Here is a 26,096-nt window from a genome sequence, read left to right on the forward strand (position 1 = left end):
GGTGGAGGCCCTGGGCGAGGCGTCGGGCGCGGTGACGCGCGTGCCGTGGGCGCGGGTCGCCGGCGGCGTGGTCGCGCTGGCGGTGGGCGCGGTGCTGACGGGCGTGCTGGCGTCGGTGCGCACCGACGCGGCGGCCGGGCCGCTGACGCCGCTGACCGCGCTGGCGTGGACGACGGCGGTGACGCTGCTGGGCCCGGTGCTCGCCCGGGTCGTGCTGGGGCCGCCCGCGCTGGCGCTGGCCCCGCTGCCGGGAACGGGCGGGCTCGCGTCGCTGAACCTGCGGGCGGGCGCGCGCCGCCTCGCCCCGGTGGTCGCGCCGCTCACGCTGATGATCGCGCTGTCCTCGACGCTGCTGTTCGCCGAGACGACGCTGACGGGCGCGGGCGAACGGCAGGCGAGGGAGGGCACCCTCGCCACCCACGTGATCGGCCCCGGCGTGCCGGGACGGGCGGCCGAGGCCGTGCGGCGGGTGCCGGGCGTGCGGGCCGCGACCGAGGTGCTGCACACGCGGGTGCGGGCGATCAACAGCCCCTACGGCGTGCAGGGCGTGACGGCCGAGGGGCTGGACGCGACCATGGACCTCGGCGTGACGTCCGGGTCGCTGGCGGAGCTGGGGAACGGGACCATGGCCGCCCGCGAGGGCATCGGCATGAAGGTCGGCGACCGGGTGTCGTTCTCCATGGCCGACGGGACGCCGGTCACGCTGCGGGTCGTGGCCGTCTACCGGCGGGGGCTCGGGTTCGGGGACCTGACGCTGCCGCACGCGCTGGTCGCCGCGCACGTGGACGCCCCGCTGAGCACGGTGCTGGTCGCCGCGCCGGGCGTGTCGCGGGACGCGCTGGCCGCCGCCGCGGGGGCGCCGGTGCGGGACCGGGCCGCGGCCGTGGAACGCAGGGACGGCGGCGCGGTCAACCGGCTGGCGCTCGGACTGATCGTCGCGTTCGCCGCGATCACGATGGTGAACACCCTGGCCATGGCCGTCGCGGGCCGCTCCCGGGAGCTGGCGCTGCTGCGCCTGGTCGGCGCGACGCGACGGCAGGTGCTGCGGATGGTGCGGCTGGAGACGCTGGTGGTCGTGCTGGTCGCGGCGGTGCTCGGGACGCTGGTCGCGCTGGTGACGCTGGTCGCCTACAGCTCCGGCATGACCGGGACCGCCACCCCGCACGTCCCGGTCCTCGGCTACCTGGGGATCGTCGGCGGGGCCGGGCTGCTGGCGCTGCTGGCCGCCGCCCTCCCGGCGCGGGCCGCGCTGCGGTCCGCGCCGGTGGAGGGGCTCGGCGTCCGCGAGTAGGTCGTGTTCCAAAAGCCCTGGCTTACGGCGCTCGCCCCGGGGGCTCGCACCTCACCAGGTCTTGGCGAGCGCGACATCGCTCCGCGATCAGACCTGCGGACCCTCGCCTCCGGCGTCGGCCCCGCAGGTCAGGTCACGCGCTCGCGCGTGGCTGAGGCCCACTTTGAAACAGGCCCCGGGCCACCGGGCGAGACCCCGCCACGCCCCCGACGCGTGGCGGGGTCCGCCGCGTTCAGTCGGCGATGAAGCGGACGCCGCCGGTGCGCACGCCGGAGAACGGCGTGGGCGCCATCCCGCGCTCGCGCTGGCGGCGGATCACGTAGGTGCCGGGCGCGATGCCCGACCCGCCGTGCTCGGGATGCAGCAGGTAGGCCGGGGCCGTGGTGCGGAACGCGCCGATGGCCAGGCGCGTCGTGTCGGCCAGGTTCGTCGTCCACTCGCAGGCGCCGGGCTCGGCGACGAGGGTGTGCGGGTTGCCTCCGGCGGCGCCGCGCAGCACCTCGACGCCGTCGGCGGGCACCTCCAGCCAGGACGCCCACGAGTCGATCGAGACGGCCTTCCCGAGCATGGCCAGGGGGATGACGAGCAGGTCGCCCTGGGCCTGGAGGCCGCCGGTGACGGGGATGGTGACGTCCCGCTCCAGGTGGTCCAGGACGTCGAGGCCGGTGCGGGCGGTCAGGTCGGAAAGCGTGAGGGTGGTCATGCGCATCACCTGTTCAGGTACGTCGGACGAGGGTGGCGTACTGGGCGGCGTCCAGCCCGTAGGACCAGGCCGCGGCGGCCACCGGATCGTCGAGGAAGGTGGGGACGTTCAGGCCGTAGCGGCGGCGGCGCCCGTCGCGCTCGACGGAGCCGTTGACGGCGAGCAGGATGTTCGTGAACGAGGCCGGGCCGGTGCCGGGCTGTTCGTAGAGCCGCAGTTCGCAGCCGGGATTGCCGGGGTCGGGGGCGGTCGCGAGCAGGCGCAGGCCGCCGCGTTCGATGTACGCCTCCCAGCCGATCTTCTCGATGGCGCAGCGGCGCACCTCGATGTTCGGCTCGGCGGCGACGCGCGCCGGGTCCGGGTCGGTGACGACCCAGGCCGGGACGCGGGTGCCGTTCCAGAAGTACAGGGCCCAGTCGTCGCGGTAACGCAGGGCCGGTCCGTCGGGGTTGTGGAGCCGGATCTCGCCGTCGGGGCGGCCCGGCCCGGGTTCGGCGTGGATCTCGGCGGGGCGTTCGGTGACGACGCAGACCTCGTCGTATGGCCACCACCAGCCGCAGGAACGCGCCAGCGCCGCCCACAGGTCGAGCTGGGCCTCGTCCGGCCCGCGGTAGCGCGCCATGCCGAGCCGCCGGTGGACGTCGAACCCGGCGACCCAGTGCGCGTCGTGCTGGCCGCTCCAGGGCAGGTCGCCGCGTTCGTTGCCGAGCACCGCGCGGATGTGGTTCCGCAGCGAGTCGAGGACGGAGGCCCGGAGCGGTTCGTGGAACATCCAGCGGAGAACGCTGGGCAGGTCCTCGCCGTCGGCCAGCAGCTCTTCCGCCGTGCTGCCCTCCGGGGGCCGGTACCACCGGCTCCGCCGGGCCCGCCGACGGCGGGCGTCCAGGCCCGCGCGCAGGTCGGAGACCAGGTTGGCCAGCAGCAGCGCCACCGGCCAGCCGCCGGGGTCCGTGCGCAGGAAGTCCGCGTTCAGGCGGGGCGGCGGGTCGGGAGGGAGGGCGTTCAGCGCGGCGGCGGGCGAGTCCACCCAGACGAAGTCCGGGGGCTCCCTGCCGACCAGGGCGTACAGGCCGCCGATCGCGGCTTCCGCCGCGGAACGGTCCGCCGGTCGCGTGGAGAGGGCTTCGGTCAGCCACTCGTCGCGGATCGCCGCGGCCTCATGCCAGCGGTCGATCGGGGATGGGACGGGAACTCGTGCGCCGCGCTCACGCGGCTTCGCCGGGCGGGTCACCGGGTGACTTCGCCGGCCGCCTTTCCATCGATCATGTCCTGGATGATGACAGGACCGGCCGCGCGGACACAAGGGTCTTTTCGCACGGCCGGTCCCGGACGGGGTCCCGCCCGGCGCACGCCGTTGTACGCCGGACGAAGTCCGTTACCTGGAGGGCAGGAAGGAGCGCAGGAAGAACGTCAGGTTCGCCGGCCTCTCGGCCAACCGGCGCATGAAGTACCCGTACCAGTCGGCGCCGTAAGGGATGTAGGCGCGGACGCGGTGGCCCTGCCCGGTCAGGCGGTGCTGCTCGTCGGTGCGGATGCCGTAGAGCATCTGGAACTCGTAGTCGCCGGGCTTGCGGCCGTGGCGGGTGGCCAGTTCCCGGGCGATCTGGATCAGGCGCGGGTCGTGCGAGCCGATCATCGGGTAGCCCCGGCCCGCCATGAGGATCTTCAGGCAGCGGACGTAGGCGCGGTCGACCTCGGCCTTGTCCTGGTGGGCGACCGTGGCGGGCTCGCGGTAGGCGCCCTTGACCAGGCGGACGCGGGAGCCCTCGGTGGCCAGCGCGCGGGCGTCGTCCTCGGTGCGGAACAGGTAGGACTGGAGCACCGCGCCGGTCTCGGGGTACTCCTCGCGCAGCTTGGCGAGGATGCCGAGGGTGGAGTCGACGGTGGTGTGGTCCTCCATGTCCAGGGTGACGGTGGTCCCGGCGGCGCGGGCGGCCTCGGCGACGCGGCGCGCGCCCTCGTAGGCCAGGTCGTCGCCGCCGGTCGGGAGGGCCTGGCCGAACGCCGACAGCTTCACCGACACCTCGGCCCGGGTGCCCAGGCCCTCCCCGGCCAGGGCCTCCAGCAGGCGGAGGTAGGCGTCGCGGGTGGCGCGGGCCTCGGCGGCGGAGGTGATGTCCTCGCCGAGGTGGTCGAGGGTGACCTCGATGCCGTCGCCGGTCAGCGAACGGACCGCCGTCAGGGCGTCGGCCAGCGTCTCGCCCGCGACGAACCGGTCCACGACGGGCCGGGTGACGGGCGCGCCGGCGACCAGCTTGCGCATCGCGTCGCTGCGGGACGCGACCAACAGAACGGGACCGAGCATCGGGCACCTCCTTCTTCCGTCCCCGACGGTAGGGAGGCGTGGCGGTGCCGGGACAGCGACAACGGGCGGAACATACTTGTACATGTGTATGAAGGCGACTTCCAGGCGCTCGTCGACGAGGTCTCGGCGCTGCTGGCGGCCCCGGCGACGCTGGAGGACCGCGACTTCCGGCTGATCGCCTTCGCGGCGCAGGAGGGCGATCTGGACGCGGTGCGGACCGGGTCGATCCTGCGCCGCAGCTCGCCCGCCGGCGTGCGGGCCTGGTTCGAGAGCTTCGGGATCGCGCGGGCCGCCGGGCCGGTGCGGACCCCGCACGATCCGAGGACCGGGGTGCTGGCCCGGCTGTGCCTGCCCGCGCGGGACGCGGGCGTGACCTACGGGTACCTGTGGCTGCTGGACGAGGGCGCGATCGGGCTCGACGACCCCCGGCTGGCGGAGGCCATGCGGCTGGCCGACGCGGCGGGGGCGCTGCTGGCCGAGCAGGGGCGGCCGTCGCGGGCGCTGGGGCTGCTGCTGGCGGAGGCGGAGGCCGAGCGCGCCGAGGGGCGTTCCCTGCTGGCCGACCACGCCGTGGCGGCCTCCCCGTTCGTGGTCATGGTGGTGGGCGGCGAGCTGCGGCCCGCGCCGTACGGGATGATCGCGACGCGGGACGTGCTGCTGGCGCCCGTGCGGGACCTGGCGGAGGGGAGGGCCCAGGCGGCGCGGATCGCGGCGCGGGCCGGGGCGGTCGGGGTCAGCGGGCTGGGCCGGGACCTGGGGCGGGTGCGGGAGGCGGTCCGGCAGGCGCGGGCGGCGCTGCGGGTGGCGCGGGACGTTCCGGGCGCGGGGCCGGTGGCGGCGTGGGACGCGCTGGGGCCGTACCGGATGCTGACGGAGCTGTCGGACGGCGACCCGGCGGTCGCACCGCTGCTGGACCCGAAGAACGCGCCGCTGCGGCTGACCGCCGAGACCTACCTGGACCAGGCGGGGAACGCCCAGCGCACGGCCGCCGCGCTGAACGTCCACCGCCAGACCCTCTACTACCGGCTGTCGCGGATCGAGGAGCTGACGGGCCTGGACCTCGACTCCGGGGCGGACCGGCTGCTGCTGCACATGGCGCTCAAGGCCGCCCACCTGCGCTGACCGGTCAGCGCAGGGGGATCGACGCGCCGTGCTCCTCCGGCGGGCGGGGACCCCTGACGCGGCGCTCGGCGTCGGTGATCGGGACGTCGTTGATGCTGGCCTCGCGGCGGCGCATCAGGCCGTCGCCGTCGAACTCCCACAGCTCGTTGCCGTAGCTGCGCCACCACTGGCCCGCGTCGTCGTGCCACTCGTACTGGAAGCGGACGGCGATGCGGTCGTCGGTGAAGGCCCACAGCTCCTTGCGCAGGGCGTAGTCCCGCTCGCGCTCCCACTTGGCGGTCAGGAACCTCACGATCTCGTCGCGGCCCCGGAGGAACCGGTCGCGGTTCCGCCAGACCGAGTCGGGGGTGTAGGCGAGGGCGACGCGTTCGGGGTCGCGGGTGTTCCAGGCGTCCTCGGCGGCCTGGACCTTCGCGCGGGCGGTCTCCTCGGTGAACGGCGGGAACGGCGGTCGTCGGGTCGTGTCCATGGCGTCGAGCATGCCGGGGCGGCCGCCGCCGCGCCGTGTCCGTCCGGCCAGGAATCCCGCACATCCGGACATGCGGGGCGGTTAGCGTGGCGGGATGAGGATCGCGGTCCTGGCGTACGCGGGTGTGCGGCTGATGGACGTCACGGCCCCGCTGGAGGTGTTCGGCACGGCGGGGCGGCTGGGCGCGGCGTACGAGACGGTGCTGTGCTCCCCGGACGGGGGCGAGGTCGGCACGGCCGCCGGGACGCGGCTGGTGACCGTGCGCGGCGTGCCCGAGGCGGACACGCTGGTGGTGCCGGGCGGGCCGGACCTGCCCCGGCACGCGCTGCCGGAGGGGCTGCTGGCGGCGGTGCGGGAGGCGGCTCCCCGCGTGCGGCGGGTCGCGTCGGTGTGCACGGGGGCGTTCGTGCTGGCGGCGGCCGGGGTGCTGGAGGGGCGGCGGGCCACGACCCACTGGCGGTACGCCGGGTTGCTGGCGCGGCTGCATCCCGGGGTCGCCGTCGAACCGGACGCGATCTACGTGCGGGACCGGGGGGTGCTGACCTCGGCCGGGGTCACGGCCGGGATCGACCTGGCGCTGGCGATGGTGGAGGAGGACCACGGCGCGGACCTGGCGCGGGAGGTGGCGCGGGACCTCGTCGTGTTCCTGCAACGGCCGGGCGGGCAGTCGCAGTTCTCGGTGGCGGCGCGCACCCCCCGGCCCCGGAGCGGGCCGCTGCGGGCGGCGGTGGACGCCGTGGTCGCCGACCCGGCCGCCGACCACTCGGCGGTGGCGATGGCGGCGCGGGCCGGCGTCAGCGCCCGGCACCTGACCCGGCTGTTCCGCGAGCACGTCGGCGGCACGCCCGCCGCCTACGTCGAGGCGGTGCGGGTGGAGGCCGCCCAGGCGTCGCTGGACGCCGGGGAGTCGGTCGCGGAGGCGGCGGCGCGGGCGGGGTTCGGAAGCGACGAGTCCCTGCGGAGGGCGTTCCTCCGGCGGCTGGGAGTGCTGCCGTCGGAGTACCGGGCGCGCTTCCGGACCTCGCGTCAGGAGGCGCGGCGCCTCTCGTAGGCGTCGATCAGGTTGCCGAGCTTCGCGAACTTCTCGGTGTAGGAGTACGGGTAGGTCCCCGGCTCCACGGCGGGCCGGTTCGCGTCGACGTACTGGGTGCCGAGGTTGGAGAAGACCGCGACGATGTACCGGCGGCCGTTCTTGCGGATGGAGCGGATGATGCCCGCGTCGGCGGCCGAGTTGTTCACCCAGCCGGTCTTGTGCGCGAACGTCACCTCGGCCTTGGCGTTGCAGGGCCGCACGTCGCGGCCGAACTTCTGGCCGTTCACGGTGACGGTGCCGTCGGGGCCGATCCAGCGGTCGGCGACCTTGTGCGGGATGCCGGGGGCCGGGTAGTCCGCGCCGCAGCGGTTGACCGAGGAGAGCATGTCGTTGAAGCCCTGCTGGGAGAGCTTCTCCAGGAAGAAGCCCCGGGAGGCGGCCGACAGGACGTCGCGGGTGACCGGCGTGCCGTCCGGGGCCTTCCAGACCGTGCCGGGCGCGCCGTTGATCAGGGTGAGCAGCTTGGCGGTGTCCAGCGAGCTCATCGTGACGGAGTTGGACCAGCGGCCGCCGTTGGCGGGGTTGGTGTTCTTGAGCTGGAGCGTCTGGAGGCCGAGGTCCTGGAACGTCCGGTTCAGCGGGTCGATCGCGCCGCGGTCGTGCAGGAGCTTGATGAGGGCGCAGGAGGCGCCGTTGGACGACCAGGTCAGCGACTCGTCCATGTACTGGCGGACCGGCTTGGAGGTCGCGCCGCCGCACAGCGGGCTGACCGGGTCGGGCCGGTAGTCGTACACGGTGTCGAGCGTGATCTCGCCCTTGTCGACCAGGCGCAGGACCCCGAAGTTGACCATCAGCTTCAGGACCGAGGCGGGGTAGGCGAGCATGTGGTCCAGCGGGGCGTTCTCGCGTCCCGGGACCACGTCGATCGTGCCCTGGCCCTTGTTGGCGTACCAGCCCTTGTCGTCCCACTGCCGCCAGCGGACCGACGTGGTGGAGAGGTTCCGGTCGACCGGGACCGTGACGCCCTTCGGGTAGAGCGGGCTCATCAGGACGGTGCCGGACCGGACGGGCCGTCCCCGGCCGTCCAGCTCGATGACGGTGGCGTCGATCTGCGGCTGCTGGGAGATCGGCTGCGGAGCGGCGGTGGCGGCCAGGCGCCGCACGTCGGCGGTGGTCTGGCGCTCCCGGTCCACGGTCGGCAGCCGCTTGGCCTGTGGTGAGGCGGGCGGCGCGGTGTCCAGGACCTCCTGGAAGCGCAGGCCGTCGATCGTCCGCCGCAGCTTCTCGGCGAGCGGATCGGAGGCCGCCTGCGCCTGTCCCGGCAGGGACACGGCGGCGGCGGTGACGGCGAGCGCGACGGACACGCGGAACCATGGACGACCCACAGGTTTCCCCTTTCCCTGGAGGAACCAGACCATATCGTGATCTTGATGGCGGTCTTCGGAAAAGCGGAAGATCGCGGCACTGGCGGAGGGCCACCGGGCCGCCCGTGCCGTCGGGGGCGACGTCTACGATGGCGGCGTGGACGCCAACGCCTGGGACAGTCGATACGCCGCGCGGGAGATGCTGTGGTCCGCCGAGCCGAACCGGTTCGTCGCCGAGGAGTTCACCGGGCGGACGCCCGGCCGGGCGCTGGACCTGGCGGCCGGGGAGGGCCGCAACGCCCTGTGGCTCGCCGAGCACGGCTGGAGCGTCACCGCCGTGGACTTCTCCCCCGTCGCAGTCGAACGCGCCCGTGAGCTGGCGAAGGCGCGGTCGCTGGAGGTCGAGGCCGTCGTCGCGGACATCACGGCGTGGCGCCCGGAGGAGGATGCCTTCGACGCCGTGGTGATCGCCTACCTGCACCTGCCCGCCGCGGACATGGCGGACGTGCTGCGCAAGGCCGCCGCCGCGCTGCGCCCCGGCGGCGTGCTGCTGTTCGTGGGCCACGACCGCGCGAACCTGACCGACGGCGTCGGCGGCCCGCAGGACCCGGCGATCCTGCACACCCCCGACAGCGTGACCGGCGCGCTGTCGGGCCTGACGATCCAGCGCGCCGAACGCGTCCTGCGTCCCGTCGAGGTCGAGGGCGAGACCCGGCACGCGGTCGACACCCTCGTCCGCGCCGTCCGCGCGCCCCGCCACTGACGTCTCCCACGGAAGTCCGGGCCCCGAAATAGGGCATGCGGCCGATCCGCCGCGGGCCGTCTTCGCCGAAGCTGGGCTGAGGTGGGCGTCGGGACTGGGAGGCGTTGTGGTGGCTGGGGTTCGGCGGCCTCGGTTGGTGGGCCGTCCGCTCGCGTTGATGTTCGTCTCCACGGCGGGGGCCGTGTCGAGCATCTTCCTGCTGATGTCGTCGGTGCCGCTGTTCGTGTCCGCCAACGGGGCCGGGGACGCGGGCGCGGGCCTGTCCACGGGCGTGCTGATGCTGGGGACGGTGCTGGCGGAGCCGTTGACGCCCCGGTGGACGCGGCGGTTCGGGCCCCGGGCGGTGACGGCGGCGGGGCTGCTCCTGCTGGGGGTGCCGTCGCTGGGGCTGTGGGCGCTGGCGGCGGCGGACTCGCGGGCGTTCCTGCCGGTGCTCGCGCTGGGCTTCGTGCGCGGGGCGGGGCTGGGGATCGTGGTCGTCGTCTCGACCTCGGTGGTGGCCGACCTGGCGCCCGAGGGGCGCCGCAGCGAGGTCCTGGGCGTCTACGGGGTCGTGGTCAGCGCGCCCGGGATCGCGGGGCTGCCGCTCGGGGTGTGGCTGGGGCTGCACGTCGGGTACGAGCCGGTGTTCGCCGCCGGGGCGCTGGTGGCGCTGGTGCCGTTGCCGGCGGCGCTGGGGCTGCCGTCGCGGCACCTCGACGGCGTCGCGCACGGCGCCGGTCTGCTGGCGGGGATCCGGAACGCCGGGCTGCTGCGCCCCTCGCTGATCTTCGGGGCGACGACGGTGGCCTCGGGGGTGATGTCGACGTTCCTGCCGCTGGCCATGCCCCCGGGGCAGCGGCGCTGGGCGGCGGTGGCGCTGTTCGTGCAGTCGTGCGTCACGCCGGTCGCGCGGTGGGCGGCGGGACGTTACGGGCGGTCGGCGGCGCTGCTGGTGCCGAGCGTGGTGCTGGCGGCGTCGGGGCTGGCGCTGCTGGTGCGGGTCGACGCGCCGGTGGTGGCGCTGACGGCGGCGGCGCTGTTCGGGGCGGGGTTCGGGATCGCGCAGAACGCGACCCTGGCGGTGATGTTCGAACGCGTGGAGCGCGAGGAGTTCGACACCGTCAGCACGTTGTGGAACCTCGCCTACGACGCGGGCATCGGGATCGGGGCCGTGGGGTTCGGGTTCGTGGCGGGCGGGTTCGACTACCGGGTGGGGTTCGCGGTGACGGCGGCCGTCATGGCGGCGGCGCTGGTGCCCGCGCTGCTGGACCGGCGCGCGGCGCGGAGGGCGTAGCCGCCGCCCCGGCCGCGCGCCGGTCCGCGGGGCGTCACAGCCCGTGGTCGGGCAGGTCGACGCCCTCGGCGGCGTTGCGGGCGGCGCGGGCCATCAGGCCCTTCCACGGCAGGTAGGGCAGTACCCGGTAGTTGGCCCGCACGAACCAGTTCATGAGGCGGTTGGGCGGGACCATGAAGTTCGCCGCGCCCTGGCCCAGCCTCAGGCAGCCCTGCGCGTAGGGGCGCATGACCCGCTCGTAGCGCGGCAGCGCGACGCGGTGGTCCCCTCCGGCGGCGACGAGCTCCCCGGCCAGCACGTACGCGCCGACCATGGCCAGGCCCGTCCCCATGCCCGACAGCGGCGACGGGCAGTGGGCGGCGTCCCCGGCCAGCGCGACGCGGCCCCGCGTCCAGGTGTCCATGCGGACCTGGGCGACGGCGTCGAAGTAGAAGTCGGGGGCGTCGTCGAGGGCGGCCAGCAGCCGGGGGGTGACCCAGCCGACGTCGGCGTAGCGTTCGGCGAGGATCCTCTTCTGGGCGGCGGTGTCGTACCGGTCGTACTCCAGCTCCGGGGAGCCCCAGAAGAAGACGGCGCGGCCCTCGGTGTCGTGGCGGGCGCTGTAGAACCCGACGACGCGGCCCGGGGCGTTGTGGCCGAGGCCCGCGTGGTCGAGGCCGAGGAGGTTGCCCGTGCTGAACACGGCCGTGTGGAGGCCGAGGTGGCGGACGAAGCGCTCCTCGGGGCCGAACGCCAGGCGGCGCACGTTGGAGTGCAGCCCGTCGGCGCCGATCACCAGGTCGAAGCGGCGCGTCGGGCCGCTGTCGAACGTGACCGTCACCCCGTCGCCGTCCTCCTCCAGCGCGGCGATCGAGTCTCCAAAGCGGTACTCGGCGCGGTCCTTCGTGAGGTCGTACAGGATGCGGCCGAGGTCGCCGCGCAGGATCTCGATGTCGCCGGAGAACAGGTCGCCGGGCAGCTCCACCAGCGGTTCGCCGTCGGCGTTGACCAGGGTGAAGGGCCCCAGCCCGGTGCGCGCGGCGTGCACCTGGTCGAGGATGCCCATGCGGCGCAGCACGGTGAGGTGGGCGCGGCCCCGGAAGTCGACGGCGTAGCCGCCGTCACGGAGTTCGGGGGCCTTCTCGACGATCGTGACGGAGTAGCCGTGCCGGGTGAGCCAGTGGGCGAGCGCGGGACCGGCGACCGAGGCGCCGGAGATGAGGACGTCGTTCATGGGGGCGAGCCTGTCCGGCGGCGCTCACCGCGCCCTCACCGCTCGCTCACCGGCGGGCCGGCCAGGACGGGGGCGGCGGCGATGACGTCCTCGCCGACCCCGAGCAGCCGCAGCGCCCCCTCGCGCCCCAGCCGCGCGCCGGCCGCGAACGCGGCGTCGTAGGCGTCGTCGCCGAGCGTGGAACGGACCGTGTCCGCGACGGTCCGCCACTCGCCGTCGTCGAGGGCGCCGCGCAGCGCCGACGCCGCGCCGAGCAGCCGCGCCGCCGCCTCCGGGTCGGGTTCGATCCCGGCCATCGCGACGGCCGCCCGCGCCGACTCGTAGTAGACCCCGAGCGACGCCGCCGACGCGGCGGCCTGCCGGAACCGCTCCCGCGCCCCGGCGGTGTCGCCCGCCCGGACCGCGACCCGGCCCGCGCCGACGAACGCGCGGGCCCGGCTGCCGAGGGTCCGGAGCCAGCGCGGGTCGAACCGGTCCAGCGCCTCCTCGTACAGCCGCCCGGCCTCGGCGACGTCGCCCCGCCACAGCGCGACGTCGCCGAGGCCCCGCAGCGCCGACGCAAGGTAGGTGGCGCTGCCCGCGCGGCGGGCCAGCCCGGCGGCGCGGGCGTAGTCCTCGCGCGCCCCGTCCGGGTCGGCGGCGAACCGCTGGTCGCCCCGGTTGCACAGCAGGTCGCACTGGTCGTCCACCGCGCCGAGCTCCTCCATCAGCCGCAGCGCCTCGTCGGTCAGCGCGACGGCCCGGTCCCACTCGCCGCGCAGCGCCAGCAGCCCGGCCAGCGAGTCGGTCGCGAACGCCGTCCCCCACCGGTCCCCCGCCTCCCGGAACAGCGTGCGGGCGCGGCCGAACTCCGCCTCCGCGCGGGCGGCGTCGCCCCGGGCCGTCTCCGGGTAGCCGCACATCAGGTGCGCGGCGGCCCGCGCCCACGGGTGCGGGCTGCGCAGGTCGGCGCGGATCAGCGCGTAGGCCAGCTCGATCGAGCTGTCGGCGGCGCGGGCCATCAGCCACAGGAAGCCCAGCGCCGGGTGCCGCCGCGGCCCGTCGCCCGCGAGGACGGCCGCCGCGGCGGTGTCCCGGTGCCGCCGCCAGGCCGCCAGGCCCGCCCGGTCGGAGGCCGCGACCGTCGCGCACAGCGCGTACTCCTCCTCCAGTCCGGCGGGGACGGCGTCCCCGGCGAGGTCGAGGAGCGCCCCGGCGGTCCCGGCGGCGTCCCGGCACCGCCCGGATATCCACAGGTATGTGGACAGCGCGGCGAGCAGCCGCAGCCCGGCGTCCACGTCCCCGGCGCGCACGGTCCGGCGCAGCGCGGCCATGAGGTCGTCGTGGTCGGCGGCCAGGGCGCGCAGCGCGGCGAGCTGGCCGCGGCCCAGCAGGTCGGGGGCGAGCGCACGGGCCGTCTCCAGGTGGTGGGCAAGGTGGGCGCGTTCGGCGTCGGCGGTCCCACCGAGCGCGGCCAGGCGTTCGGCGGCGTAGGCGCGGATGGTCTCCAGCATGCGGAACCGGCCGTTGTCGAACTCCAGCAGCGACTTGTCGACCAGGGACTCCGGCGTCCCGAGACCGCAGACGGCCCGCGCCGCCGCGGCGGTCGCGCCCCCGGCGAACACCGAGAACCGGGCGGCGGCGCGGCGCTCGTCCCCGGTCAGCAGGTCCCAGCTCCACTCAACGACGGCGCGCAGCGTGCGGTGCCGCGCCTCGCCCGCACGGCTGCCGGGCAGGCCGAGCCGGTCACCGAGACGGTCGTCGAGGCGGTCGGTCAGCTCGTCCAGCGTCAGCGTGCGCAGCCGCGCCGCCGCCAGCTCGATCGCCAGCGGCAGGTCGTCCAGCGCCCGGCACGCCCGGCCCACCCGCGCGTCCGGGACGAACCCGCGCCGCACCGCCCGCGCGCGTTCGGTGAACAGCCGTTCCGCCGCGTCCCCGGGCAGCGGCCGCACCTGCCACAGGTGCTCCCCGGTCACGCCGAGGGGCTCGCGGCCGGTCGCCAGCACGCGCAGCCCCGGGCACGACGACAGCAGTCCCCACGCCAGGTCCGCGACGGGTTCGACCAGGTGCTCGCAGTTGTCGAGGACGAGCAGCAGGTCGCGGTCGCCGAGCGCGGTGACCAGGCGTTCCACGGGCTCACCGCCGGGCCCGGACAGCAGCCCGCCGTCGCGCAGCCCGAGCGCGCCCAGCAGCGCGAGCGGCAGCCCGGCCGCCTCGCCGACGGCGGCGAGCGGAACGAAGCAGACCTCGCCGTCCCAGCGCCGCGTGACCTCGATCGCCAGCCGGGTCTTGCCGACGCCGCCGGGCCCGACCAGGGTGACCAGGCGGGCGTCCGCGAGCAGGCCGCGCAGCCCGGCGATCTCGTCGGCGCGGCCGACGAACCCGGTGAGCGGCGCGGGCGGCCGGGCGGGCGCGGCGGTGAGCAGGTCGCGGTGCAGGCCCGCCAGGTCGGGCGAGGGATCGGCGCCGAGCTCGGCGGCGAGCGTCCGGCGGGTCCCCTCGAACACCGACAGCGCCTCGGCCGGGCGGCCCTCCGCGCGCAGGGCCCGCATGAGCAGGGCGTGGAGGCGTTCGCGGAGGGGGTGGGCGGCGGCCAGCCCGCGCAGCTCGGGCACCACGTCCCGGCCGGACGCCAGATCGGCCTCCAGCCGGTCCTCCAGGGCGGTCAGCCTGCGTTCCTCCAGGCGGTGGGCCGTCGCGCGCCCGGGGGCGTCGGCGAACGCCTCGCCGCGCCACAGGCCCAGGGCCTCCCGCAGCAGCCGCGCCGCGCCCTCGGGGTCCCCGGCGCGCAGCGCGGCCCGCCCCTCGTCGGCCAGCCGCTCGAAGCGGCCCGCGTCCACGTCCTCGGGCCGCGCGTCGAGCCGGTAGCCCGATCCGACGCGCTCCACGACGAGGTCGCGCCGCAGCCGGGACACCTGCGCCTGCAACGCGTGCGCGCCGTCCCCGCCGTACAGCTCGTCGACCAGCAGCCCGGCGGGGACGACCTCGCCGGGGCGTTCCAGCAGCAGCGCGAGCAGTGCACGGCGCGCGGGGCCGCCCAGCGGGATCTCGGTCCCGTCGGCGCGCCACGCCCGCGTCTGCCCCAGGACCCCGAACCGCACGCGGCGATTATCCGCCGGACCGGGGGTCGTTCGCCGAGGCGGCGTCGATGACGCGGGTCAGGGTGCGGTGCAGGTCCTGGAGCTCGGCCATGCCCATGCCCAGCGTCTCCATGATCCGGGCGGGGATCCTCTCGGCCTGCTCGCGCAGGACCCGGCCCTCGGCGGTCACGGTGACGCGGAGGAGGCGCTCGTCGCGGGCGTCGCGCTCGCGCTGGATGAGACCGGCCGTCTCCAGGCGTTTGAGGAGGGGGGACAGCGTGCCGGGGTCGAGTTGCAGGAGCCGGCTCAGCTCCTTCACCGACAGGTGGCGGTGCTCCCACAGCGCCAGCATCACCAGGTACTGGGGGTGGGTGAGGCCCATCGGCTCCAGGATCGGCCGGTAGAGCGCCAGCACGCTGCGCGAGGCGACGACCAGCGCGAAGCACACCTGGTTCTCCAGGGCGAGGGGATCGGTGGTCTCGGTCACATCAGCCATCACGGACTCCACCCGGCGAGCGTCCTGAACTATAAAGGAATCGTACCAATGATTGGTGTACAAAGTATTTGCGGGCCAACGGACACCCGGCACGCCGAGAGGAGAACCGATGAGACGCCCCTCGTTCCTGCCCTCCCTGGACGAGCTGGAGGACCAGGCGCTGGAGCGGTCGGCGGTCGGGCCGGAGAAGGGCTCGCAGTTCGACCACCCCACCGCCAAGGCCCTGTTCAAGGTCGCCCTGGCCATCACCCTGATCGCGCACGTGCTGGCCGGCGTCTGGCTGGTCTTCAACGGGCACGGCTGACCCTCCCCGTCACCCTCCGTCGCCGAATACCATGTGGCGGGACTTTCGGAAGGGGAGGCGCATGACGGGTACGGCGCGACCGATCACGATCGTGGGGACGCCGGTGCTGCACCGGCCGTGCCGTCCGGTCGAGGAGTTCGACGACGCGCTGGCCGCACTGGTCGACGACATGTTCGCCAGCATGTACGCGGCCGAGGGCGTGGGCCTGGCCGCCAACCAGATCGGCGTGGACCTGCGCGTGTTCGTCTACGACTGCCCCGACGAGGACGGCGTGCACCAGAAGGGCGTCGTGGTCAACCCGACGCTCGAACTCCCCGAGCACCGCCACCTCGACCACGGTGACGAGGGCTGCCTGTCGGTCCCCGGCCCGCACGCCCCGCTGGCCCGCCCCGACCGCGCCGCCGTCACCGGCTTCGACGTCAAGGGCTCCCCCATCACCGTCGAGGGCACCGGCCTGCTGGCCCGCTGCCTCCAGCACGAGACCGACCACCTGAACGGCAAGCTGTACATCGACCGCCTCTCCGCCCGCGCCCGCAAGAAGGTGCTGAAGGAGATGGAGGCCATGCGCGCCGAGGCGTGACGCCGGACGGCCGTCGCGGCCCCGCGCCCTAGCCGTCCTCGACCGCCGGGGAGACCGGCGGGCGGCCCTTTCCGCCGTCGGCCGACGGGGACACGGCCTTCTCGGCCGCGTCGACGCGGTTGACGAGCAGGATGATCCCGCCGCTGGCGGGTCCCTGCCGCAGCGGCAGGGCGTCCACCTCCAGCCTCAGGGAGTGCCCGAGCCGGTTGACCGCGTCGACGTCGAAGGTCGACCGCAGCGGCGGGGCCGGGGAGCGCCGCATCCGTTGCAGGCTCGGCAGCAGCTCCTTGGCTGGCAGGCCGATGGGCAGCGTCGCCAGGTGGCGGCCCTGGGCCTCGTCCGCGCGCAGACCCCACAGCTCGGTGGCGCCCTGGCTCCAGACGATCACGCGCAGCTCGTCGTCCAGGACCAGGGCGGCGTGGCCGAGGCTCTCCCACACCGACTCGAAGAACGTCTTGGTGTGGTGGAGCTCCTCGGTCCGGGAGCGCAGGGCGTCGTTGATGTCCTGGAGCTCGTCGTTGGTCGACCGCAGCTCCTCGTTCATCGTCTCCAGCTCCTCGTTGGTGGACTGGAGCTCCTCGTTGGTGGTCTCCAGTTCCTCGTTGGTGGACTGGAGCTCCTCGTTGGTGGTCTCCAGCTCCTCGTTGAGGGACTGCACGTCCTGGTAGGCGCGCTCCAGCTCCTCGTTGGCGTGTTCGAGCTCCTCACGGAGCCGGACGCCGCTGGTGACGTCGGTGAAGCTGATCCCGAACCCGACGAGGGTGGAGGTGCGGTCGAGCAGCGGCACCACGCAGATGTCCAGGATGACGAAGGTGGCGTCGGTGTCGGCCTGCCACTGCGGCCCCCGCCACTGCGCCCCCTGGACCTCCTGCGGCCGCAGCGTGCGCTCGACCTGGTCGATCATGGAGCGCAGCTCGACGGGCCGGTAGGAGATCTCCAGGTCCCGGAACGGGCGGCCGACGTCGCTGGACGACAGGCCGAACAGGTGCTGGGCACGGGTGTTGGCGACCACCAGGTTGCCGTCCACGCCGACGGCGAGCTGCGCCACCGGGCCGGCGGCGAGGGCGGCGGCGCGCACCACGCCCAGGCGCGCGGTGAGCTCCTCCGGCGGCTCGGCCTGGCGGCGCTCCGGGGGCGGGGATCCGGGCAGCTTGCGGAAGACCCGCTTGCGGAGATCGACCGGCTCGAACAGCGAACCGTGATGGACCAGCATCTCGGCCTTGCCCAGCAACAGGTAGCCCGAGTCGGCGAGCGAGAAGTGGATCCGGCGCAGGACAGAGCGCTGCGTCTCGGAGTTGAAGTACATCAGGGTGTTGCGGAACGTCAGCAGGTCGATCCGGGAGATCGGGGCGTCGCGGGTCAGGTCGTTGCGCCCGAAGATCACCTGGCGGCGGAGGTCGCGGCGGAAGGCGTACCCGGTGCCGACCGGTTCGAAGAACCGGTCGCGCAGCTCCGGCGGCACGTCCTGGACGCGGCGCTCGGCGTACACCCCGGTCCGCGCGGTCTGGAGCGCCTGCTCGTCGACGTCGGTGGCGTAGATCTTGACGCGCTCCTGGAACGCCGGGATGCCCAGCGCCTCGGCCAGGATGATCGCCAGGGTGTAGGCCTCCTCGCCGGTGGCGCAGCCGGTGCTCCAGACCCGGATCGGGGCGCCGGGCGCCTTGCCCGCGAGGATCTGGGGCACCACCCGCTCGGCGACGACCTCCCAGGCGGCCGGGTCGCGGAAGAACCCCGTCACGTTGATCAGCAGGCTGTCCAGCAGGCGGGTGAACTCCTCGGGATGGAGCTCCAGCAGATCGCAGTAGTCGGCGTAGGTGCGGGCGTTGAGGGCCGCCATGCGCCGGCTGATCCGGCGCAGCAGGGTGGAACGCTTGTATCCGGTGAAGTCGATGCCGCGCGAGGCGTGCAGCAACCTCAGCACCTCCTGCAAACCCTCCTGGTCGCCGCCGGGTTCGCCGGTGCTGTCGGAGTCGCGTTCGGTCACGTCCTCAAGTCTAGACAGCGACGCCGCCGCGCGCAGGACACGGCCGGACCGCTCAGCGGAAGTCGTCCGGCGGGAGCCGTCTCAGTGGGAGCCGTTCGCGAGATCGTCCTGCCGGGCGAGGAGCTCGGCGAGCATCCGCTGGAGCGTCTCGGCGGCCTCCTCGGTCTGGCGGGCCTTGTCGGCGAACTGGTCCCGGGAGAGCTGGTGGCCCCGTTCGGCGGCGGCCTGGGCCAGCCTGCGGGTGAGGACGGTCCGTTCGGCCAGTTGCGTGACCGCCATCGACAACGCGCGTTCCACCGTCCGGTCCTGGCTCTCCAGCAGCGACTGCGGGGACCAGCCGTGGCCGATCCGGCATTCCATCCGCATCGACCCGGCGGGCGCCGACCGGCTGTACAGCGGACCGCCGCACTCGGGACAGGTGAGCCCCGAGTACTCGTGCGGCGGTGACTCGGTCCAGCCGTTGTCCACCCTGAGCAGGCGTTCCACCGCCTGGTGCAGGTCCGGGTCCGGGTCGGGACCCTTGTCCGTCATCCCCGCCTCCCGCGTCTGGTCCCTGACGAATCGGGCGATGCCCTCCAGGTTTCCGAGGAAGGCGTCGGTGGTCGAGGCCAGGGCGGCCCTGGGCATCCCGTCGTAGTCGGCCTCGGCCGGGTCCTGGACGGCCACCAGGCCCCCGTGCTCCTGGACGGCCGCGCATCCGGCCGCGGCGTCGTCCAGCATCCCGCTCAGCACCACCCCGATCAGCCGCCGGCCGCGCGCGAGGGCGGCGCTGAAGAACAGCGGGTCGGCCGCCGGGCGCAGCCCGTTCTGGCGGGGGCCCGTCGACAGCCGGAGCCGGTCCTCGACCAGCAGCAGGTGCCGGTCGGGCGGGGCCAGGTACAGCCGTCCCGGCCGGGGCTCGACGCCGTCGCGCGCGAACTCCGCGGGTATCGCCGACCGGCGGGTCACCACCTGCGGCAACACGCTGTTGGCGGTGGCGGGAAGATGCACCACGCCCAGGATCGTCGCGGGCAGGTCGCGGGGCAGCCGGGCGAGCAGCTTCTGCATCGCCGAGATCCCGCCCGCCGACGCGGCGATCACGACGGTGTCCCGGCGGTGCTCCGGATCCGGCTGGTCGGTCACGGTCTGGTCATGCCCTCGCATCCGGTTCTCATGCACGGGTAAGGCGGGGCAGGGCGAAATGGGCGCGGACGGCGGTATCCCCGCCGTCCGCGCGGCCCCGGCCGTCCCCGTCGCAGACCCCCACCTCCAGCACGTCAGCGAGCTGGCGCGCCATCCACAGCCCCCGGCCGGTGGTGCTGAGCGGGTCGGGCGGCAGGAAACCGCAGGCCGGCGGCATCGGCGCCGCCCCGTGACTGCGGATCTGGTACACCAGCTCGCCCGGCGACGACCAGACCTCCAGGCGGCCGGGCCCGTCGACGTGGACCACGGCGTTGGCCGCCAGCTCGGCCACCGCCAGCACCACCGGGAAGACCCGGTCGTCGGGCAGCCCGGCCGACCGGGCGGCGGCGGCCACGGACCGGCGCACCTCCGCCAGGTCGCGGTGGTCGAAGTCGATGCGGCGGACGTCCGCCGGGGGATCCGGCAGCCGGGTGCGGTTGAGCCGCCGCAGAAGGAGCTCGGGCGGCTGGTAGCGCGGGTTGGCCCGCCGCCGGGACTCGACCAGGTGCGGGTGGGCGGCGTACACGCCCTCCAGGACGGACGGCCGCAGGCGGGCGGAGTCGACCGGACAGCAGAGGGTCACGTGCTGCTCGGCCAGCACGACGTTCAGCAGCACCTCGTAGCGCAGCCACTGCCGCGCCTGCGGCACGCTCCACCGTGCCCAGGGCAGCTCCCCCCAGAAGCGCATCCGCTCCCCGCCGTCGCGGGCCTGGGCGACCATGTCGTGGACCGTGGTCAGCGTGCGGGCCGGGTGCGTGTACCACGCGTCCGCCGACACCAGGCGGATCCGCTCCGGACCGGCCCCGTCGGTGATCTCCTCCGGCAGGAGATCGCGCAACCGGCCCAGGAACGCGTCGGCGGCCACCACCACGACGGTCTCACCCCGTGCCAGCCCCTCTTCCACGTAGGGCCGGGCGGCGCTGAGCAGGCGGGTCTGGCTGGTGTACGGCAACGTCTGGTGCGTGCACGGGCCCTGAGGCCCGTCGCGTGACCGGTCCGGAGATCCGGACATGACCGACGTCCTTTCCTACCGTGGGGCACGGGCGCCGGCGAAACGGCGGGAGCCCCCCTCCCCGGGCCCGGGCATGGGAGACTCGTAAGGCGTCGCAGAGCCCTGGGGAAGCGCCGCCGAACCCGCCATGACGCAGGGCGGAGCGGAAGGGCGTTGGCGGGGCGCGCCGAGCGCATCCGTGCGAAGCGGCACGTGATGGCAGGAGGGGAGCGCGCCCCACCAACCCTCCGGACGGCAAGTGGGGGGATACCGCCGTCCGGGCCTGTGTTGTTCGTTATGCCCGTTCATGGATCCGTCTCCGTCTGCCGGTGGAGGCGGACGACGCCGTCCCCTCCGCCGACGGGCCCGCCGGTGGGTTCGCGGGCTCGGCCAGGCGGCTCCGGCAGATGCGTGAGCGTTCACGTGCGGCCGTCGCCGCCTCCTGGGAGCTGCGGGCCTTGTCCTCATACCGGGCGGGATCGGTGTCGGCCAGGTACTCGTAGGCGGCGGCCGCCGCCATGTGGGCCTGGGCCACGGACAGATGCCCCCTGCGGAGCTGGCGGGCGGCGCGGTCGAGCAGCCGTTCCCCGGTGGCCGCCAACCGCGTGGCCTCCGTCCGGGTCCGTTCGAGCCGTGTGCGGGCCTCGGCTATCTGCCGTGTGCGAGCCTCGATGGTCTCCGGCAGCGGGCGGGCCGCCGGCGCCGCCGCCCGGCGGACCGGACGGGCGTCGGGCTCGGGAGGCCGCCCGCCCAGCCACTGCTGGACCTGCGCCGCGGGATGCCCGGAGCGGCACAGCTGCGCCGTCAGGGCCAGGCGCAGCCGGTGCGCGGTGACCGGCACGGTCGCCGCCGAGGCGACATCGGCCAGGATCTGCCGGATCCGGCGCTCGGACAGTCCCCGGCCGCTCCGGCCGGGGAACAGCGGCCGGGGGCCGCGGGACCGCCCGTCCGGGGGCGGGGCCGACGGTCCGCGCCGCAGCCAGTGCTCCACCGCGGCCCGCGCGGCCTCCGGCAGCGCCGGGCCGGTCCGGCGCACGGTCCCGTCCGGGCCCCGCGCCACCATCCGCATCCCGTGCTCGTCATACACCACGTCGTCCACGCCCGCGGCGGCCAGCTCCGCCACCCGCAGCCCTCCGTACCGGGCCAGCACGCAGATCGCGCGGTCCCGGGGGGACGGCAGGCGCGCCACCACCGACTGGAAGCGGCGCAGCTCCGTCGAGTCCGGCGCGGTCGCCGGCTCCCCGGGCCGTTCCCGGGAGGCCCTCGCGGCCCCCAGGCCCTGGTGCGCCCGGTAGAAGTGGTCGAGCGCGGCCAGGTAGTTGTTGATCGTCGCGGCCCCGCACCCGTGCTCGTCCACCAGATGCTCCCGGAACCGCCGCACGGCCCGGTCGCGTTCCGCGCCGTCGCGCAGGGCGAGGGCGGCGTCGACGCCCGCGTGCGCGCCGTCCTCCGTCCGGGTCCGGGCCAGCCAGCCCAGGAACTCGCCCACTCGGGAGGCGTACACCCGCCGGGTGCCCGCGGACAGCCCGCAGCGTTCCAGGGTCACCCGGTACGACTCCCACACCTCCCGCTCCGGACACCACCGGGCGTCCGCCGCGCGCCGGGCGGGCGACAGCCGCATCCGGCAACCGCTCCGGGTCGTCGCCTGACGCGCTGCCGGAACAGACATCGCCGTCCCTCCCAGTGCGTCCGACCGTTCGGAACCCATTTAACGCCAACCACCAGGCACTGGCCAGAAAATTGCCGAAATTAATTCGTTTTCGGCAGTCGGCGGGAACCTGGGTCCGGGGGCACCCTTCCTCACACCCGCCGCGGCACGGCAATTGACGCGCCCAACACCGCATCAATCACCTACCACCTGCACAAATACCGCGTTCACTCATCTGGTCTCAGATATTCACCATCACGGACACCCTGCAGTCGGCGGCGTTTCGACGGGCGTCGCACACGACCCGGACCGGCGGGCTCGGCCGATTATGTACCGCACTTTTGAGGGCCGAATGTAGACCGAATTCGGCGTCCGCAACCGCGATCGGTGTCCCGGCGCGAGCGTCCGTATGGGTGGGGCGGAACCGGCGGCGCCGGATGTGCTTCCTCCACCGATCGCCCATACTGCGTCCGGTGGAGATCGAATTCGGAACCGTCACCTGCCCCTCCGGCCGCCTGGTGATCGCCGACACGGGCTATCTGGGCCTGTGGTCGGGGGACGCCGCGCCCGTCGCCGACGCGGACCTGCTGGCGGGGATCACGGACCCGGCGCTGCGGGAGAGCGTGGCGAACGCGGCCGACCTGGAGATCGTCGGCCCGGACGCCGAACGGGCGGCCCGCAGCTTCGACCGCCAGTCGGGGACGTGGCTGTACGACATCCCGGCGCACGGCGTCCCGAAGATCGTCGAGTCGTTCGAGGCGCACCGCCGCGAGCACGGGCTGGACGCGCGCGTGGAACGCCTCCCCGACCGCGTTCCCCACCGTGAGCGCGCCGAGCGCGCCGCCCGCGCGGGCGGCGACGGCTTCATCATGCAGGGAGTGCCGGTGGTGGTCGCCCCGCTGCCCGCCGGGAGCGAGCTGCGGGTGACGGGGACCCGCCGCGACTACGGCCGCATCGGCGTGCGCTGGGAGACGATCACCGTCCATGTCTCGGACGCCGGGACCGTGGCCTCCCGCCGCCTGGACACGGTGGGGGTGGACGCGGCCCGCCTCAGCCTGATCGACGCCGACGCGCTGGGGTCCTGGCGGCACGACGAGCCGCTGGACGGGCTGGCGGACGTGGCGTTCTGGGGACGTTCGCAGGAGGAGGCGGCGGCGTACTTCGACGCGCCCCCGCTGGGGCGGCCCGGCGAGGAGGGCGTGCGCGGCTGGGCGGACCTGGACGCGCGGGCGGCCGTCGAGCGCGCCATGGCGGTGCGGGAGTGGGCGGACGCCTCCCCCGACCGCCTCCTGGCCGTGGACTTCCGCCCGCACTCCCACCACTTCGAGGTCCTGTCCCTGATCCGCGCGTCCGGGACCGAGAGCGGCGTGACCGTGGTGGGCGGGGCGCGGACGCTGGCGTTCGCGACGAGCTGGGGCGACGGCCTCTACCCCGTCCACGCCGACTTCGACGCGGCCGGCCGGCCCGCGCGGATCAGGATCGCGCTGGGCGACCAGGAGCGCGCGCGGCGCCTGGAGGAGCTGCACGACCGCTGGTCCTGACCGGCCGCCCCGTCAGGGACCGGAGGAGCCCTCGTCGGCCTGCCGCCTGGCGGCGGCCGTGCCGTGCCAGTCCAGGCACAGCACGGTGGCGTCGTCCTGGAGGTGGCCCCCGCACGCGTCGTGGACCGCCGTGGTCAGCGCCCGGACGACCTCCCGGACGTGCAGGTCGCGGGTCTTGCACAACAGCTCGAAGACGTCCAGGGAGGCGGCGCCGCGCTCCAGCGCGCCGTCGGTGAGCAGCAGCAACCGGTCGCCGGGGCGCAGATCGATCCTCTGCGCGCGATAGGGCATCGTGACGGGCATGCCGAACGGCAGGTCCACCTCCAGGGTGAGGCGCTCGGCCCGCCCGTCGCGCAGCAGGATCGGCCAGGGGTGACCGGCGTTGACCAGGTGGCAGGATCCGCTCTCCAGGTCGACGCGCAGGAGCTGCCCCGTCGCGAAGCCCTCGCGTCCGTTGTCCGCCAGCGCCCGATGCGCCTCCACGGCCTGCTCGACGATGCCGCGGCCCTCGCGGCGGGCGCAGCGCAGCGCGCCGACCAGAAGGGTGGCCAGCAGGGCCGAGTCGACGTCGTGGCCCATGGCGTCGGTGATGGAGACGTGGAGGGTGCGGCGGTCGAGGGTGTAGTCGTAGGTGTCGCCGCCGATGTCGTCGGCGGGCACCAGGGCCCCGGCGAGGGCGAACTGGGAGGCCTCACAGCAGGCCGCCGAGGGCAGGAGCCGGTGCTGGATCTCGGCGGCCAGGCTCACGGGGGTGGTGCGCCTGCCCCAGTGGTACAGGTCGGTGAAACGACGGTCGGTGACGATGACGTAGGCCAGCGCGTGGGCCGCCTCGGCCACCTGGTCGAGGACGTGGTCGTCGACGTGGGGAAGGGTCAGCTCCAGCAGGCCGATGCAGTCGCCGCGGTTGGTGACCGGCGCGATCACACGGTGGCCGTCCTCGGCCCGGGTGTCGTGCAGGGGGCGCTGGTCACGCAGGACGTCGTCGTAGACGCTCCCGGCCAGCCGGATGCGTTCGACGTCCCCGTCGTCCCGCTCCCGGTCCTGGGCCGTCAGCCGGACGAGTTGCTGGCCGACCAGGTCGGCGAACAGGAAGGACACCCGTCCGGCGTCGAACCGCCGGCGCAGGTTGGCGGCCACGACGTCCACCGACTCCATCGGCGCGGCCCGCTCGGCCGCGGCCAGCAGCTCCTCCAGTCTCAGACCGTCCACGTCCACCTCGCATCCTCCCGGGTTCCCCTCTTCTTCCCGTGGCCGGTCCGAGGAATCTCCGGCATCCGAAGATCACACCGAGGGCATCGCGGGAGGGGTCGCACGGCCGGTGGTCCGGCCGTGCGCTTGCCTGACGTCGGCGTCAGGCTTCTAGCGTGATCGCGATCACCGAGTTCCGAGGACGACGATGAAATTCGCGATCAGCTATTCCACGGCCGACGGCCTCGACCCCGACCGGCTCGTGGCCTACGCCCGGCACGCCGAGGACTGCGGCTTCGAGGGTCTGTACCTGCCCGAGCACGTCGTGCTGTACCCCGGCGCCGCGCTCGGCTCCTTCGAGTTCCCGCCGACGCTGCCCTACCCCGATCCGCTCGACTGCCTGACCTTCGTCGCGGCGGCCACCCGGCGCCTTCTGCTCGGCACGGCCGTGCTGCTGCTGCCGTACCACCACCCGGTGACCCTGGCCAAGCGCCTGGCGACCATCGACGTGCTGTCCAGGGGGAGGATGCGGCTGCTGACCGTGGGACTGGGCGCCCTGCCCGGCGAGGCCGAGGCGGTCGGGGTGGACTTCGGCACGCGCGGACGCCGCGCCGACGAGGCCATCGACGTGCTGCGGCTGCTGTGGGGGGGCGACGAGGAGGGCGTCGACTTCGACGGCGAGTTCTTCGGCCTCGACCGGGCGGTCAGCTACCCCAAGCCGCACGGGGTCACCCACCTGCCGATCCACGTCGGCGGTTCGAGCCGGGCCGCCGCCCGCCGCGCCGGGCGACGCGGCGACGGCTACTTTCCCGGCGGCGCGCTCACGCCGGACGAGCGCGCGGCCCAGTGGGAGCTGGCCCGGTCCGCCGCCGCGGAGGCCGGACGCGACCCCGGCGCGCTGGAGTACACGCGATGGGGATCGATCGACATGACCCCCGAACGGGTCGAGGCGTTCGCCGCCCAGGGCGTGACCCGCATCGTGGTCGCCCCCGCCACGGCGGAGCCGGAACGGCAGCGAGAGGAGATGTCCGCGTTCGCCGAACGCTTCTCCCTCTCCGGCTGACGCCTCGCCACGGCATGCACAAATTCGTTCAAGACCGGCGCACGCGCGGCGGCCGATGATCACATGCGGGCCGCGTCGACCAACGCGGCCCCTCACGCGGATCATCCAGGAGGAAAAGCATCTTGTCGGTCAAGCACGTTTTCGCGGCACTGGCCATCGGCGCCACCGCACTGGCCGGAACCGCCGTCCCGGCGGCGGCGTCCATCTCGGGCGGAGTGTCGGCGCAGGGCACCGAGTTCGGGGGCCGCTACCCGCACAAGGACGCGTGCGAGGAGGCGGGCCGGTCCTACGCGGACGGCGGCACCGGCTACTACTGCCAGCAGAGCTTCACCCGCGAGTGGTGGAACCTCTGGATCTACGGCTGACCCCGGCCCACGGAGGAGACGCACCCGGCCCGCTCCGGACCGGGGGCGTCGCCGCGTTCACCCACCACCTGGCCGCCGAACGCCGGGCCCGCCGGCCGGTCCGGGAAAGCCATCGATCAGGCTGCGGTGGCGGTTGCCGCCTCGTACTCTTTCCACCAGCCAGATGATCACTGGGTG

23 protein-coding genes are annotated in these 26,096 nt (G+C 74.7%); 10 read left to right on the plus strand and 13 right to left on the minus strand.

What is annotated here, in order from left to right; genetic code table 11:
- A partial coding sequence (locus tag AKI01S_RS39275; protein ID WP_157420484.1) for an FtsX-like permease family protein occupies positions 1–1,291 on the plus strand: 1,291 nt, incomplete at its 5' end.
- A 232-nt stretch (positions 1,292–1,523) separates the two neighbouring features.
- On the opposite strand, the gene AKI01S_RS39280 is transcribed toward AKI01S_RS39275, so the two are convergent.
- The 3 genes from AKI01S_RS39280 to AKI01S_RS53015 all read right to left on the minus strand — a co-directional run bounded on the left by AKI01S_RS39280 (position 1,524) and on the right by AKI01S_RS53015 (position 4,299).
- The gene (locus tag AKI01S_RS39280; RefSeq protein ID WP_174567457.1) at positions 1,524–1,994 is read right to left on the minus strand and encodes a DUF8820 family protein; all 471 of its coding nucleotides are present in this window, start codon (positions 1,992–1,994) and stop codon (positions 1,524–1,526) included.
- A 13-nt stretch (positions 1,995–2,007) separates the two neighbouring features.
- On the minus strand, positions 2,008–3,225 hold the full coding sequence (locus tag AKI01S_RS39285; RefSeq protein ID WP_067830189.1) for a DUF6745 domain-containing protein: 1,218 nt from the start codon (positions 3,223–3,225) through the stop codon (positions 2,008–2,010).
- 144 nt (positions 3,226–3,369) lie between these two features.
- A complete protein-coding gene (locus tag AKI01S_RS53015; RefSeq protein ID WP_067830192.1) occupies positions 3,370–4,299 on the minus strand; it encodes a proline dehydrogenase family protein in 930 nt (309 codons plus the stop codon).
- An 84-nt stretch (positions 4,300–4,383) separates the two neighbouring features.
- Between AKI01S_RS53015 and AKI01S_RS54450 the strand changes: the two genes are divergently transcribed.
- On the plus strand, positions 4,384–5,421 hold the full coding sequence (locus AKI01S_RS54450; RefSeq protein WP_281186194.1) for a PucR family transcriptional regulator: 1,038 nt from the start codon (positions 4,384–4,386) through the stop codon (positions 5,419–5,421).
- 4 nt (positions 5,422–5,425) lie between these two features.
- Here the strand turns inward: AKI01S_RS54450 and AKI01S_RS39300 are convergent, their stop codons facing one another.
- Positions 5,426–5,890 (minus strand): nuclear transport factor 2 family protein, encoded by a 465-nt coding sequence (locus AKI01S_RS39300; RefSeq protein ID WP_067830240.1) that lies wholly within the window; start codon positions 5,888–5,890, stop codon positions 5,426–5,428.
- A 94-nt stretch (positions 5,891–5,984) separates the two neighbouring features.
- Here AKI01S_RS39300 and AKI01S_RS39305 point away from each other — a divergent pair, with 94 nt between their 5' ends.
- The gene (locus AKI01S_RS39305) at positions 5,985–6,941 is read left to right on the plus strand and encodes a GlxA family transcriptional regulator (protein ID WP_067830195.1); all 957 of its coding nucleotides are present in this window, start codon (positions 5,985–5,987) and stop codon (positions 6,939–6,941) included.
- On the opposite strand, the gene AKI01S_RS39310 is transcribed toward AKI01S_RS39305, so the two are convergent.
- Positions 6,917–8,287 carry a serine hydrolase gene (locus AKI01S_RS39310; protein ID WP_169814091.1) on the minus strand — a complete coding sequence of 457 codons (1,371 nt, stop codon included), beginning with the start codon at positions 8,285–8,287 and terminating at the stop codon, positions 6,917–6,919. The genes AKI01S_RS39305 and AKI01S_RS39310 overlap by 25 nt on opposite strands.
- Before the next feature lie 157 nt (positions 8,288–8,444).
- Between AKI01S_RS39310 and AKI01S_RS39315 the strand changes: the two genes are divergently transcribed.
- Positions 8,445–9,050 carry a class I SAM-dependent methyltransferase gene (locus tag AKI01S_RS39315; protein WP_067830201.1) on the plus strand — a complete coding sequence of 202 codons (606 nt, stop codon included), beginning with the start codon at positions 8,445–8,447 and terminating at the stop codon, positions 9,048–9,050.
- A 157-nt stretch (positions 9,051–9,207) separates the two neighbouring features.
- A complete protein-coding gene (locus tag AKI01S_RS39320) occupies positions 9,208–10,326 on the plus strand; it encodes an MFS transporter (RefSeq protein ID WP_067830243.1) in 1,119 nt (372 codons plus the stop codon).
- A 34-nt stretch (positions 10,327–10,360) separates the two neighbouring features.
- Here the strand turns inward: AKI01S_RS39320 and AKI01S_RS39325 are convergent, their stop codons facing one another.
- From AKI01S_RS39325 to AKI01S_RS39335, 3 genes are read right to left on the minus strand one after another with little or no spacing between them, the layout of a single operon-like run.
- Entirely contained in the window at positions 10,361–11,539 is a 1,179-nt protein-coding gene (locus AKI01S_RS39325; protein WP_067830204.1) for an FAD-dependent monooxygenase, read from the minus strand.
- Between the two features lie 35 nt (positions 11,540–11,574).
- Positions 11,575–14,619: an ATP-binding protein gene (locus AKI01S_RS39330; protein ID WP_067830207.1), complete on the minus strand. Its 3,045-nt coding sequence runs from the start codon at positions 14,617–14,619 to the stop codon at positions 11,575–11,577.
- Between the two features lie 7 nt (positions 14,620–14,626).
- Positions 14,627–15,094, minus strand: coding sequence for a MarR family winged helix-turn-helix transcriptional regulator (locus tag AKI01S_RS39335; RefSeq protein WP_067830245.1), 468 nt, complete (start codon positions 15,092–15,094; stop codon positions 14,627–14,629).
- Positions 15,095–15,203: 109 nt separating this feature from the next.
- On the opposite strand from AKI01S_RS39335, the gene AKI01S_RS39340 reads away from it, so the two are divergent.
- Positions 15,204–15,398: a hypothetical protein gene (locus tag AKI01S_RS39340; protein ID WP_067830211.1), complete on the plus strand. Its 195-nt coding sequence runs from the start codon at positions 15,204–15,206 to the stop codon at positions 15,396–15,398.
- A gap of 61 nt (positions 15,399–15,459) precedes the next feature.
- A complete protein-coding gene (gene def, locus AKI01S_RS39345; protein ID WP_174567458.1) occupies positions 15,460–15,978 on the plus strand; it encodes a peptide deformylase in 519 nt (172 codons plus the stop codon).
- A 28-nt stretch (positions 15,979–16,006) separates the two neighbouring features.
- Here def and AKI01S_RS39350 read toward each other — a convergent pair whose 3' ends face one another.
- The 4 genes from AKI01S_RS39350 to AKI01S_RS39365 all read right to left on the minus strand — a co-directional run bounded on the left by AKI01S_RS39350 (position 16,007) and on the right by AKI01S_RS39365 (position 21,735).
- On the minus strand, positions 16,007–17,962 hold the full coding sequence (locus tag AKI01S_RS39350; RefSeq protein WP_084000693.1) for a CheR family methyltransferase: 1,956 nt from the start codon (positions 17,960–17,962) through the stop codon (positions 16,007–16,009).
- Between the two features lie 81 nt (positions 17,963–18,043).
- Entirely contained in the window at positions 18,044–19,084 is a 1,041-nt protein-coding gene (locus AKI01S_RS39355; RefSeq protein ID WP_169814092.1) for a chemotaxis protein CheB, read from the minus strand.
- A gap of 28 nt (positions 19,085–19,112) precedes the next feature.
- On the minus strand, positions 19,113–20,135 hold the full coding sequence (locus AKI01S_RS39360) for an anti-sigma factor RsbA family regulatory protein (protein WP_067830220.1): 1,023 nt from the start codon (positions 20,133–20,135) through the stop codon (positions 19,113–19,115).
- 274 nt (positions 20,136–20,409) lie between these two features.
- Positions 20,410–21,735, minus strand: a complete 1,326-nt coding sequence (locus AKI01S_RS39365) for a tyrosine-type recombinase/integrase (RefSeq protein ID WP_067830223.1) — start codon at positions 21,733–21,735, stop codon at positions 20,410–20,412.
- Between the two features lie 500 nt (positions 21,736–22,235).
- Here AKI01S_RS39365 and AKI01S_RS39370 point away from each other — a divergent pair, with 500 nt between their 5' ends.
- On the plus strand, positions 22,236–23,303 hold the full coding sequence (locus AKI01S_RS39370; protein WP_218009993.1) for a hypothetical protein: 1,068 nt from the start codon (positions 22,236–22,238) through the stop codon (positions 23,301–23,303).
- Between the two features lie 12 nt (positions 23,304–23,315).
- Here AKI01S_RS39370 and AKI01S_RS39375 read toward each other — a convergent pair whose 3' ends face one another.
- Positions 23,316–24,512: a PP2C family protein-serine/threonine phosphatase gene (locus AKI01S_RS39375; protein WP_245681963.1), complete on the minus strand. Its 1,197-nt coding sequence runs from the start codon at positions 24,510–24,512 to the stop codon at positions 23,316–23,318.
- Between the two features lie 187 nt (positions 24,513–24,699).
- On the opposite strand from AKI01S_RS39375, the gene AKI01S_RS39380 reads away from it, so the two are divergent.
- The gene (locus AKI01S_RS39380) at positions 24,700–25,554 is read left to right on the plus strand and encodes a TIGR03619 family F420-dependent LLM class oxidoreductase (RefSeq protein ID WP_067830232.1); all 855 of its coding nucleotides are present in this window, start codon (positions 24,700–24,702) and stop codon (positions 25,552–25,554) included.
- A 122-nt stretch (positions 25,555–25,676) separates the two neighbouring features.
- Positions 25,677–25,919, plus strand: coding sequence for a hypothetical protein (locus AKI01S_RS39385; RefSeq protein WP_067830235.1), 243 nt, complete (start codon positions 25,677–25,679; stop codon positions 25,917–25,919).
- Positions 25,920–26,096 lie beyond the last annotated feature (177 nt).

The organism is Actinomadura kijaniata NBRC 14229 (assembly GCF_001552175.1).
GTDB classification, from domain to species: Bacteria; Actinomycetota; Actinomycetes; order Streptosporangiales; family Streptosporangiaceae; genus Spirillospora; species Spirillospora kijaniata.

Coding starts and splice junctions, on each gene's coding strand:
- AKI01S_RS39280 (WP_174567457.1), bottom strand. CDS start 1,994: ATGACCACCCTCACGCTTTCCGACCTGACCGCCCGCACCGGCCTCGAC.
- AKI01S_RS53015 (WP_067830192.1), bottom strand. CDS start 4,299: ATGCTCGGTCCCGTTCTGTTGGTCGCGTCCCGCAGCGACGCGATGCGC.
- AKI01S_RS39300 (WP_067830240.1), bottom strand. CDS start 5,890: ATGGACACGACCCGACGACCGCCGTTCCCGCCGTTCACCGAGGAGACC.
- AKI01S_RS39305 (WP_067830195.1), top strand. CDS start 5,985: ATGAGGATCGCGGTCCTGGCGTACGCGGGTGTGCGGCTGATGGACGTC.
- AKI01S_RS39320 (WP_067830243.1), top strand. CDS start 9,208: ATGTTCGTCTCCACGGCGGGGGCCGTGTCGAGCATCTTCCTGCTGATG.
- AKI01S_RS39325 (WP_067830204.1), bottom strand. CDS start 11,539: ATGAACGACGTCCTCATCTCCGGCGCCTCGGTCGCCGGTCCCGCGCTC.
- AKI01S_RS39335 (WP_067830245.1), bottom strand. CDS start 15,094: ATGGCTGATGTGACCGAGACCACCGATCCCCTCGCCCTGGAGAACCAG.
- AKI01S_RS39340 (WP_067830211.1), top strand. CDS start 15,204: ATGAGACGCCCCTCGTTCCTGCCCTCCCTGGACGAGCTGGAGGACCAG.
- def (WP_174567458.1), top strand. CDS start 15,460: ATGACGGGTACGGCGCGACCGATCACGATCGTGGGGACGCCGGTGCTG.
- AKI01S_RS39360 (WP_067830220.1), bottom strand. CDS start 20,135: ATGTCCGGATCTCCGGACCGGTCACGCGACGGGCCTCAGGGCCCGTGC.
- AKI01S_RS39365 (WP_067830223.1), bottom strand. CDS start 21,735: ATGCGGCTGTCGCCCGCCCGGCGCGCGGCGGACGCCCGGTGGTGTCCG.
- AKI01S_RS39380 (WP_067830232.1), top strand. CDS start 24,700: ATGAAATTCGCGATCAGCTATTCCACGGCCGACGGCCTCGACCCCGAC.